General features: G+C 56.8%; 10 protein-coding genes. 5 read left to right on the plus strand and 5 right to left on the minus strand.

From position 1 onward, the window contains the following. Positions 1–226 precede the first annotated feature (226 nt). Positions 227–697 carry an EAL domain-containing protein gene (locus ACN0WW_RS16900; protein ID WP_417614209.1) on the plus strand — a complete coding sequence of 157 codons (471 nt, stop codon included), beginning with the start codon at positions 227–229 and terminating at the stop codon, positions 695–697. A 99-nt stretch (positions 698–796) separates the two neighbouring features. On the opposite strand, the gene ACN0WW_RS16905 is transcribed toward ACN0WW_RS16900, so the two are convergent. Further along, a complete protein-coding gene (locus ACN0WW_RS16905) occupies positions 797–1,435 on the minus strand; it encodes a TetR/AcrR family transcriptional regulator (RefSeq protein WP_417614191.1) in 639 nt (212 codons plus the stop codon). A 160-nt stretch (positions 1,436–1,595) separates the two neighbouring features. On the opposite strand from ACN0WW_RS16905, the gene ACN0WW_RS16910 reads away from it, so the two are divergent. The 3 genes from ACN0WW_RS16910 to ACN0WW_RS16920 are packed head-to-tail and all read left to right on the plus strand — an operon-like array spanning position 1,596 to position 6,210. Then, positions 1,596–3,167 (plus strand): DUF389 domain-containing protein, encoded by a 1,572-nt coding sequence (locus ACN0WW_RS16910; protein ID WP_417614193.1) that lies wholly within the window; start codon positions 1,596–1,598, stop codon positions 3,165–3,167. Positions 3,168–3,227: 60 nt separating this feature from the next. After that, entirely contained in the window at positions 3,228–4,619 is a 1,392-nt protein-coding gene (locus tag ACN0WW_RS16915; protein ID WP_417614195.1) for a DUF4139 domain-containing protein, read from the plus strand. Positions 4,620–4,632: 13 nt separating this feature from the next. After that, positions 4,633–6,210, plus strand: coding sequence for a DUF4139 domain-containing protein (locus ACN0WW_RS16920; protein WP_417614197.1), 1,578 nt, complete (start codon positions 4,633–4,635; stop codon positions 6,208–6,210). Between the two features lie 14 nt (positions 6,211–6,224). On the opposite strand, the gene ACN0WW_RS16925 is transcribed toward ACN0WW_RS16920, so the two are convergent. Together ACN0WW_RS16925 and ACN0WW_RS16930 are read right to left on the minus strand one after the other, a co-directional pair. After that, positions 6,225–6,641 carry an acyl-CoA thioesterase gene (locus ACN0WW_RS16925; protein WP_417614199.1) on the minus strand — a complete coding sequence of 139 codons (417 nt, stop codon included), beginning with the start codon at positions 6,639–6,641 and terminating at the stop codon, positions 6,225–6,227. After that, entirely contained in the window at positions 6,634–6,933 is a 300-nt protein-coding gene (locus ACN0WW_RS16930; protein WP_417614201.1) for a hypothetical protein, read from the minus strand. Before ACN0WW_RS16930 ends, ACN0WW_RS16925 begins: the two co-directional genes overlap by 8 nt. A gap of 119 nt (positions 6,934–7,052) precedes the next feature. Here ACN0WW_RS16930 and ACN0WW_RS16935 point away from each other — a divergent pair, with 119 nt between their 5' ends. After that, a complete protein-coding gene (locus ACN0WW_RS16935) occupies positions 7,053–7,481 on the plus strand; it encodes a CBS domain-containing protein (RefSeq protein ID WP_417614203.1) in 429 nt (142 codons plus the stop codon). Between the two features lie 11 nt (positions 7,482–7,492). Here the strand turns inward: ACN0WW_RS16935 and ACN0WW_RS16940 are convergent, their stop codons facing one another. Further along, positions 7,493–8,296, minus strand: coding sequence for a sugar phosphate isomerase/epimerase family protein (locus ACN0WW_RS16940; RefSeq protein WP_417614205.1), 804 nt, complete (start codon positions 8,294–8,296; stop codon positions 7,493–7,495). Between the two features lie 119 nt (positions 8,297–8,415). Beyond that, positions 8,416–9,918 (minus strand): lipopolysaccharide biosynthesis protein, encoded by a 1,503-nt coding sequence (locus ACN0WW_RS16945; protein WP_417614207.1) that lies wholly within the window; start codon positions 9,916–9,918, stop codon positions 8,416–8,418. Between the last annotated feature and the right edge of the window lie 238 nt (positions 9,919–10,156).

A 10,156-nucleotide genomic window follows, 5' to 3' on the forward strand; every position in this document is an offset into this window, starting at 1 on the left:
CATATGACTAATCGTATGACTGCTCGCTGATCCCGAACCCATGTCGTCCATAATCGCCGCTCCCAAATAAGCAGCCTTCAACCCTTCAATGGCACAACGCGCAAGGCGGCCTACAGCTCTCGCTTACGCTGCCATCGAGCAATCGGTTGCTGCTGGGATCCTCGACACCGATGCCAAGCTCTCCATCAATTTCTTGTCCAAGGCGATCTATTCGCCCTAGGCCTGCATTCGCCTCACGCTAGAAAGCGCCGCCGAGCAAGGCCTGGCGTCATCGCGGCTGATGTTCGAGTTTACCGAAAATGAAAAAATGGCAGATACCAGCCATATAAAGGACATCCTCAAGTCGTACAAGAAGATGGGCTTTGCAACCGCGCTGGATGATTTTGGCGCAGGTTATGCCGGGCTTCAGCTGCTGGCGGATTTCCAGACCGATTATATCAAGCTAGACATGGCGCTTGTCCGCAATATCGATACCGATATGCCGCGCCGGATGATTGTTGAATCGATCGTGAAGCTATGTCGGCGGATGGACATCGCGGTCATTGCGGAAGGGATCGAGACGTCCGGCGAACTGGAGGCAATCCGCGATATGGGGGTTGGGCTGGTTCAGGGTTATTTACTGGCGCGACCCAGTTTCGAAAAACTTCCCGAGCTCGGCTATGATCTGGCTGGAGCTGCGGATAAAGCCGCCGCCTGAGGCGCACCCGTGGACCATCTCATCGGCGTTCGCTAACGCCGAAACACGGCGTTTCACTGGCACGAAATGACTGGTCCGCCGGCCGACGACGCCTGCCGCCTAGCTAGCGATATGCAGCTCCGGTTTGACGATGGACTTCCCGTCATCGGCCCGTAGGCCGTTGAGGATGGTGTTGATGACAATCCGGAGCCGCTCTTCGGTCGCCAGATGCATCATCTGCCCCATCAGCTTGGGATTGCAAAATGGCTGCATCATCGTGTTGACCAGAGAGACAACGGTATCAAGCTCCAGCCCCTTGAAATAGCCCTTGTCCATCGCTTCCGCCAATATTGACGCCATATAGTGATCGGCCAGATCGACATAGCCCTTTATGACCTCAAAATGCTCGTCGCCCAATTCCATATAGGATTCAAAAAGTTCGGGATCATCTTCGTAACGCGCCCGTTTCACCACCACGCGTTTGGCAAAAAACTGATAGAGCTTTTCTTCGACCGGAATGTCAGCGGAAACCAGATCCTCCATGATGACCAGCAATTCAGCAAACCATTCTCCCGCCATCGCTTCGGCGAGCGCGTCCTTGCTCTCAAAAAAGCGATAGAGATTGGAGGGCGACATGCCGACTGCCGTCGCCAGATCGGTCATGGTGAAGCTGATTGCACCTTTTTCGTGGATCATCCGATCAGCGGCGGCGATGATCTTGGATCGCATGCCTGCGATATCGGTTTCGGGACGGGCCATGGATTTGCTCCTGTAAAGGCTCCTCGGTTCGGCGGAATAGCCGACGTGGTCTATATAGATCATACGGTTTCATGATAAAAGATGAAAATATTCATCTTTCAATTATGTCACAAGTAATCTTTGTCTATTCGTCATCGTTGCACAGCGCTAAAGCAATTCTATGAAAAACGCTCAGGCTGAGGCGGCCAGCTCGAAACAGTCAAAATCGAAGCCGCCATCTGGTCCATTCGCCCCGGTTACCGGCAGTATTCGGCTATTCCGCCGTTGGTGGCAGATTGTTGTGCGGGCAGATGTAGACCAGCAGGCCGTTATCGAGAAGGTACGCGAAGACAGCGGCTTCACACCGCATTTCGCTTTTATGACGTCTATGTCGGCCGGCATTGCGATCCTCGGGTTATTGCTTTCTTCGCCTGCGGTTGTGATCGGCGCGATGTTGCTTTCTCCCTTGATGGGGCCGATCATGGGCGCTGGCTTTGCGCTGGCCGTGGGCGATTCCGCGTGGCTCAGGGAAAGTGGCAAGGCCATTTTGTTGGGAACGATCATCTCGATATTATTTGCGGGACTCGTGGTGACGATGTCGCCGCTACAGATGGTGACGGCTGAAATTGCTGCCCGGACCAGGCCAAATCTCTTCGACCTCGCTGTGGCGCTGTTTTCCGCATTGGCTGGTGCCTATGCGATGATTCGCGGACGCATGGGGACGATCGTCGGAGTCGCGATCGCAACGGCTTTGATGCCGCCACTGGCCGTTGTCGGATTCGGCCTGGCCACGCTTAACTGGGCGGTTTTCGGCGGTTCACTACTGCTCTTTTTCACCAACCTGATGACCATCGCGCTCACTGCAACCGGCATGGCCCGGCTGTATGGCTTTCGGTCTTATCTTTCCGAGAGACAATCACAGGTTCAGGTAGCCATGATGGCCGTTATTTTTATCGCGCTTGCCATTCCGCTTGGACTGTCGCTCCGGCAAATCGCCTGGGAGGCGAACGTCTCACGCACCGCCAATGGCTATATCAAGGATCAGTTTGGCGGGAATGCCAGCGTCTCGAAGATTGAGACCGATTTTGATGCAGACCCGATCGTCATCAATGCCACCGTCTTTACCCCGCAAATACTGGCAGGAGCGAGCGAACAGAGTACGCGCGTCATCAGCCGCACCTTGGGGCGAGCAATTGCTGTGAAGATAACGCAGTTCAAGGTCGAGTCCGGGGCCGAAGCACAAGCAGCCGAACTGGCGGCAGCGAGCGCGCAGGCCCAGGCTCAGAAGGCTGAAATTCAGGAGAATCGGCTACGGCAGGATCTTGCCCTGATTGCTGGCGTGTCGATTGATGATGTGACGCTCGATACCAGCAGGCAACGGGCGATGGTGATCGCCAAGCCGCTGCCCGGAGCAACGCTCGCATCTTACTTTGCTCTGGAACAGCGGGTTGCAGCGGGCGCGAGCAACTGGACGATAAGGTTGCAGCCCCCCGCTGCCGCACTGCCGGAATTGTCAGTCAGTGATGGCGCCGTGGCATCATCATCTACCGGCGATCTAAAACTGATCATATGGGCTGCCAATCGCCTCGGACTGCCATTGGGTATCGCGGGGAGAGAAATCGACCGGGCGGTGGTAACGAAAGCTCTCGAGGACAAAAATATCCCGGTAACCCAACAGTCTTCGGGCAACGCTGCGAGCGGCGTTGTCAGCGTCCGCTGGCAGGCACCGCTTGAGAGCGGGACGGATCAATAGGCATTTAGGCAAGGTTCATTTTCAGTTTGTTAGCGTCTGTGTCGAGAGGGGAGAAAGAATATGCGGCTTTTTGGTTACATCGGCATTTTACTGGCGAGCACAGCGACGCCAGCCATCAGCCAGTCGGCAACGGATGGATCGGCACAGGGCGATGTCTCGGTCACCATCTACAACAATAATCAGGCGCTGGTGCAGGATGTGCGCCGTCTGAACTTGCCCAAGGGGCGCAGCAAACAGCAATTCCCCGATGTGTCCGCACAGATCCGGGCGGAAACCGTTACGCTGTCCGGACCAGACATCGGAATTGTCGAGCAGAATTTTGATTTTGATCTGCTCACTCCGGCCAAATTGATGGAGAAGGCGGTTGGCCAGACCGTGACCCTGATCCGGACCAATCCGGCTACGGGTACCGAAACTCGTGTCCGCGCCGAGATTCTTGCGGCCAATGGCGGTGTGGTGATGAAGATCGGCAATACGATTGAAGTTCTGCGCGACGATGGTTTGCCAGTGCGGGTGATTTTCGATCGAGTGCCCCCCAATCTGCGAGCGCGGCCGACGCTGTCGATCACACTGGAGTCGGGTGGTGGCCGCGTGCCAACAACATTGAGCTATCTGACGCCCGGCCTCGGCTGGAAAGCGGACTATGTGACGCTGTTCGACGAAGTCAAACAGACGATTGATGTCCAGGGATGGGTAACGCTCACCAACAACAGCGGCACCGATTATCGGAACGCCGATGTCTTGCTCGTGGCGGGAAGCCCCAATAACGGGCGCGGTCGCGGTCGCAATAGCTTCCCAAGACGACCGACCGGTACGATCGATAGCGCGGGCACCGAATCCAATGATCGCGAACGGCTGGGTGACTATTATCTCTACCCGCTGGCCGAACGCACCACCGTAGCCAATGCCCAGCAGAAACAGGTTAGCTTTCTGGACGTAACGGCAGCACCCGCGCGCAAGGTCTATGAATATACCAATGGCTGGCTGGGCTCCAGTGATGCGGCCAGTGCCAGCTCCGTACTCAAATTCTCGACTTCCCGGTCCGGCGGGCTGGGTGATCAGCTGCCCGGTGGAATCATGCGCGTCTATATGCGCGACAAGCGCGGTGACCCTCAATTCATTGGAGAGAGCGAGATCGAGGCGACGCCCATGGGTTCCTCAATGTCGATCCGCACCGGCGACGCCTTCGACGTCAAGGTGAAGACGGTGGTTGAGGAGCGCACGCGCCGCTCGTCCAGCCGCTGGCGCACAAAAATGCGCTACGAGGTCACCAACGCCCGTCCGGAAGCGGTTACACTAGACCTCGTTCAGGCGGGGCTGTGGGGCGACGTTCGCATCGAGCAGCAAAGCCAGGCCAGCGAGCGGGTATCCGCCGACAAGGTCGAATGGAGCCTGAACGTGCCGGCCAATGGCAGCGTGACGGTCACGGCGACGTTCGATAGCCGCTACTGAACGCGCCGGCGCAATGAACTTCTCGCGCTTCTTGACCTTGCTGGCGCTTATGCTGGCTCTGCAAGCCGCCCCGCTTGCGGCTCAGCAACTGGTTGTTTCGGAAAAGCCGGAAAATATTTCGATCACCGTTTACCGGGCACCGGGTCGCGGTGACCGGGCGATCAACGCCAATTGGCCGCAAGGCTATGCCCTGATCACCGAAACCCGCACGATATTATTGCCAGCCGGTGATGCCATGGTGCGTTTCGAAGGGGTGTCCGAAGGCATGTTCCCGGAAAGTGCTATTGTCACCGGACTGCCCGCTGGCGTGCGGGAAAAGAACCGTGATGCCCGGCTGTTATCGCCGCAAGGGCTGATCGATGCCTATTTGAAGCGGGAAGTTTCCATTACCCGCACAAACAAGGCAACCGGGCTGTCCCGCACGCAAAATGTGTTCATCACCGCTGGTCCCGACGGCGGTGTAATTTTTGAAAGCGATGAGGGGTTTGAAGCTCTACGTTGTACTGGCCTGCCGGAGCGGATGACCTTTGCGAAACAGCCCGCAGATTTGGCGGCCAAACCGACGCTGTCCATTCTCACTACTTCCCGAACGGCAGTTACCGCAACCTTGACGTTGACGTATCTGGCATCGGGTTTTGACTGGCAGGCCAATTATGTCGTGACGGTCAAGGAGCGCGCAGCGGGTGAGGAGAGCAAATTGGATCTGTTCGCCTGGCTGACCGTGGCCAATGGCGGCAACCAGAGTTTTGAAAATGCCAATATGATGGCGATTGCCGGCGAACCCAATCGGGAGCGGCGGACGGATCAGGTCCGTCCCACCGGCGGCGCTCTGCGCATTCGCTGCTGGCCCATGCAGCGAACCGATCAAGTGCCTTATAATCCCGGCTATCTGGCGGCAATTCCGCCTCCTGCGCCCCCGCCCATGGCGATGAGAAGTGAGGCAGTCGAAGAGATCATGGTGACTGCGCAAAGGCGAAACGGCGCCATGATGGACATGGCCGCGCCGGTGGCAGCAGTGGTTGCGGAACAGGAAGATCTGGGCGACCTGAAACTCTACCGTGTTCCAGAGCGCGTCACGGTGAATGCCAAGGGTCAGAAACAGGTCGCGATGATTGTGCAGCCCAAAGTCACCTATGATCGCATCTACGTTGCGAACGCTCGTGACTATTCCGATGCCAGTGCGCCGATCTCCTATATCTTGCGCAGCAAGAATGACCGGCAAAACGGTTTGGGCGTACCGCTACCCTCGGGCAAGGTCGCCGTTTTTGAAAATAGCGCGTTCGGCCCTTTGCTGGCAGGCGAGGGGGATTTGCCAGACCGTACAATCGATGACGAGATAGAAATTGTCGTCGGCCAGTCCGCGGATGTCCGATTGTCCGTGACAGAGGTACGCCGGAGCGAAAGCCGGCAATATTGGCGCGCAAAAATTTCCAATGCCCGCGACCATCCGGTTACCGTGGAAATGGAAATAACGGGTGAGCTGGCAGGCCGGGTAAAAGGCATCAGGAAAATCGATGGCGTCCCGACATGGCGAGTGATCGTGCCGGCCAATGATGAAGTGACGCTCGACTATGAGACCAAGTCAAGCTGACAGCAGCAGCCGTTCTATTTGAGATAGCGTGCCTTGGATTCTTCCGGAATCGCTCTTGGATTGTGATTTTCATCCAGCGCCACAAAGGTGAACAAGCCGCTGGTAACGGGAACGCGCTGCTCGTCCAGATTGCGCGATGCGATCACGTCTAGCCGAATGGCCACAGAGGTCCGGCCGATCCGCTCGACCCTGGCATAAACCGAGATCAGGTCCCGGGTCAGAATCGGCGCGATAAATTCCATGGCTTCAATCGCCACGGTCGCGGTCGACCCGCGCGCGACCCTTGCCGCCATGATGCCGCCGGCAATGTCCATCTGGGCGAGGACCCAGCCGCCGAATATATGCCCATTGTTGTTCAGATCACGCGGCTGGGGTGCAACCCGCAGGACCGGTTGCAGTTTCGCGAGTTCGTGCAGGTCATTTTTACTCATCGGGATTGATTGTCCTTGAAATAGGGTCATCGATGGACTCGTCGTGGCCGGAGCCGCTCGACAGGAACACCAGCCCCATGAGGCCGGCCATCAGCATCAACGCAAATGCGACACCGGCTGCGGTTGCGATGTACATGTGGATCGAGACAAAACCGTGCAGATAATACAGAATGCCCAGCGCGATGGCGATACACAGCAGCGTAAACACCGCCATCCCGCGCATCAGCCGCCAATAGCGAGCCCAGGCTGCGCTGGCATATAGCGGATCATCAAGACGAGAAGGTTGGGGCAAGGGGGGCTCTTTCGGTTTACGGTGCATTGAACGGGAATGCTGTTACCATCAAGTCCAATCACTTTCAAAATTATGTTATAGGCATGCGATAAACAGAATCAGATCCAAGGAGAGGCACGATGACGATTGAATTGATTTTGCAGGGCCGCAGCGACGATATCTATAGTTGCACTGCAGACATGTTGGTATCGCAGGCGGTCGAGATCTTGGCAGAAAAGCGCATCGGAGCGCTGCCCGTTTTGGACGGAGATTCGGTCGTCGGCATATTTTCCGAGCGTGATGTGCTTCATTGTGTCCGCAAATATGGCAATGCTGCGCTGGATCATCTGGTAAGTGACGTGATGACCGCTGATGTCATTTCTGTTGAGCCAACCAAGAGCGCGATCGGCGCTTTGTCACTGATGAGCAAAAGACGCATTCGCCATTTACCCGTTGTGGATAACGGCAAGCTGATCGGCTTTGTCTCCATTGGTGATCTGGTCAAATATCGTATCGACAAGATCGAGAGCGAAGCGGCGGCGATGCGCGACTATATTCAGTCTGCCTAGCGGACCACTATCTAGCGGACTGCTATCTTGTGCTGCTCCAGATAGGCCAGGCTGGCGGTGCGCACTGCAGAGGCACGATCGGTCGGGTCGGGGAACCGGTCACGATAGATTTTCGAGCGGATTTCCAAGCTGAGAGGAATGGCTTCCGGTAGTACCCCTATGATTTCGGCCACGGGCAAGCTGCCTTCGCCCGGACAGCTGCGCAAATCGATGGCATCCTCCAGATAGGCCTCGAAACTTTTCTCGCAATCCCGATTGCCATCGCAAATTTGGGTATAGGGCAACAAACATGCTTCCACATCTTCCAATTGCGCGGCCCGATGGCCTGCCCGCTGAAAGTGGAGCGTGTCGATCAGCAGCGCCGCAGCCGGATGATCCGCTTTGCGGATGATATCGAGCGCGCTGTCCATTGACTGCACAGCGGTGATCATCAGGAACTCAAGCGCCACCCGCATATTGCCTGGCTCAGCCCAGCTGCATAATTTGTGCAAGGCCTCGGCCGTCCTGCCGTGATCCGGTTCCGAGCTGACCACCAGCACATTGGCGGCGCCGAGCTCTATCCCGGCGTCGATGATCATCCTGTGGTCGTCGGTCAGTTGCCCGCCTTCTGGAATCCAGACAACTTCGACGTCCAGAACCGACAGCCCATGGTCGGCTATCGCAGCTTTCGATCCTGCCAGCGCCGCCGCACCCCAGTGCTCCGGTTCAATGGTAAAGCCGCAATGGCTGAATCCGGCTTCCCCGGCAGCGCGTGCTACCTGTTCCGGTTGGAATTCGGGTAACGTGCCCGCTGCAAGAGAGAGGATGTGGCTCATATTGGCGATGCTGCGCTTCTGGACGCTCCTGGACAACGGACATTTTAGTCAGGGGAATCAGGAACCCGGCTGGCGTCCTCCTGACTGTGCCCGGTCGGGCGGGCTGCTTTGCTAAAATTTTAGGCGACCAGATCCGCGGGAACGGGAGCTGGCGGCTTGCGACGCACAATCAGACGGATCGCCTCGATCAGCGTTGGTTTCGCCAATATATAGAGCAGGCCGACATAAGCGAGGCCGCCGGTTGCCACCAACAGCGCCAACCGCGCATAGACAATCATCTCCGGCAGCAGTTGATCGACGCAATAGACAAAGGCGGCCATGGCGATCGAAGCGGACAGGCCTGGCCACACGGCGCTGCCGATATCGCGCGCGCCAATCCCGATATGCTGATGCGACTGCAAATAGGTGAATATGGTCAGCAGCGGGAAGGCGATGATCCAGCCCCAGGCAAGTCCGTAAACGCCATATTGTATCCCGATCAGGAAAGTCACCGGCATCAGCACGGCACCGAACATGTTGGTGCGCGCGGTCACCTGCGGCCGGCCGAGCGCGTTGTTCGCCGGCGTGAACATGATCTGCAGCGTCATCACCGGCATCGCCAGAGCCAGTATCGCGACAAAAGGTGACATCGCGATCCATTTGGGCCCGAATATCGTTTCCACCAGCGGGTAGGCGGTTACTGCCATGCCGAAATAGAGCGGGCAGGAAATCAGCATCACCAGACGAATCGCTTTCAGAAAAGACCATGCCAGCGCGCGCGGATCGGATTGCAGGCGCGCGTAAGCGGGAAAGGCGACTTCGTTGAGCGGCGGAACGAATTTTGCCGCAAAGATCGTCGTCAGAAACAGCGCCTCTGCGTAGAGACCCAGATCATGCGGTTCGAGATATCGTCCGGCGATGAAAATGTCGGATTGGCTCTGGATCGTCCAGAACAGGTGACTGGCCAGCAGCGTCGCGCCGAATCCGAACATCGCACCCGCGCCTTTGAAATTGAAGGTTGGCCATATATAAAATTTAACGGCGATCACGAGGCAGATTGCTCTGCTCCAGAATATCGCAAGCGGTGTATAGACCAGCGTCCACACGCCATAGCCGTTATAGGCGAAATACAGCGCCGTGACGGCGCCGACGACTGCCGAGATAAGGTTGATGATCGCCGGCTTTTTGAACTCCAGATCACGGGTCATCAGCGCTTCGGGCAATGCCATGAACGGAGTCGCCAGATAAATAAGCGACTGCACCCGCAGCAAATCGGCCACAATCGGCTGCCGGTAATAGTCGGCGGCTACCGATGCGAGCGCGAGCTGGAGCAGGGCGATGCCGCCATTCAGCAGCAAAAGCATGCCAAAGGCCTGCCGAATCTGGATCGGTTCCACCTTTTCCCCCTGGATGATCGAGCTGACCAGGCCGTATCCGTTCATGAAGCTCAGAAAAACCAGAATGACCTGGGTCATCGCGAAGATTCCATAATCTTCGGGATTCAAAATACGAATCACCGTCAGAGTCGCGCCCCAGGCGATGATCTGAGACAGGATCTGGGTGCCGGAACGCCACAAAACTGCGCTTCTTACGCGGTTCCCGAAATTGCCGTCGTCCTTCAGGGGGTCGGTGTCATTCAACATATATGTCTGGTCTCAATGTCTTTGCCTCGTCTCAAACGCCCTCTTAGCGGCCAATTACGAATTTTTTTGAAACAAAAGTGCAAAAACTATGTTGACCGAATCCGGCCATCCATCTAGAGGACGTTTCATCAGCACGACGCGGCTCAGACGGGCCCCACGGTGTTGGTCGTCAAAATTTGAAACAACGGTTCTCCCCGGTAGCGATAGCGGGAAAAATCGTTGTCTGCGCTTTTGATGG

It is taken from the genome of Parasphingorhabdus sp. (assembly GCF_048269865.1).
Taxonomy (GTDB): domain Bacteria; phylum Pseudomonadota; class Alphaproteobacteria; order Sphingomonadales; family Sphingomonadaceae; genus Parasphingorhabdus.

What these genes read in the sequence shown, in the direction of transcription:
- ACN0WW_RS16905 (WP_417614191.1), bottom strand. Translation starts at nt 1,435, where the DNA reads ATGGCCCGTCCCGAAACCGATATCGCAGGCATGCGATCCAAGATCATC.
- ACN0WW_RS16910 (WP_417614193.1), top strand. Translation starts at nt 1,596, where the DNA reads ATGAAAAACGCTCAGGCTGAGGCGGCCAGCTCGAAACAGTCAAAATCG.
- ACN0WW_RS16915 (WP_417614195.1), top strand. Translation starts at nt 3,228, where the DNA reads ATGCGGCTTTTTGGTTACATCGGCATTTTACTGGCGAGCACAGCGACG.
- ACN0WW_RS16920 (WP_417614197.1), top strand. Translation starts at nt 4,633, where the DNA reads ATGAACTTCTCGCGCTTCTTGACCTTGCTGGCGCTTATGCTGGCTCTG.
- ACN0WW_RS16925 (WP_417614199.1), bottom strand. Translation starts at nt 6,641, where the DNA reads ATGAGTAAAAATGACCTGCACGAACTCGCGAAACTGCAACCGGTCCTG.
- ACN0WW_RS16935 (WP_417614203.1), top strand. Translation starts at nt 7,053, where the DNA reads ATGACGATTGAATTGATTTTGCAGGGCCGCAGCGACGATATCTATAGT.
- ACN0WW_RS16940 (WP_417614205.1), bottom strand. Translation starts at nt 8,296, where the DNA reads ATGAGCCACATCCTCTCTCTTGCAGCGGGCACGTTACCCGAATTCCAA.
- ACN0WW_RS16945 (WP_417614207.1), bottom strand. Translation starts at nt 9,918, where the DNA reads ATGTTGAATGACACCGACCCCCTGAAGGACGACGGCAATTTCGGGAAC.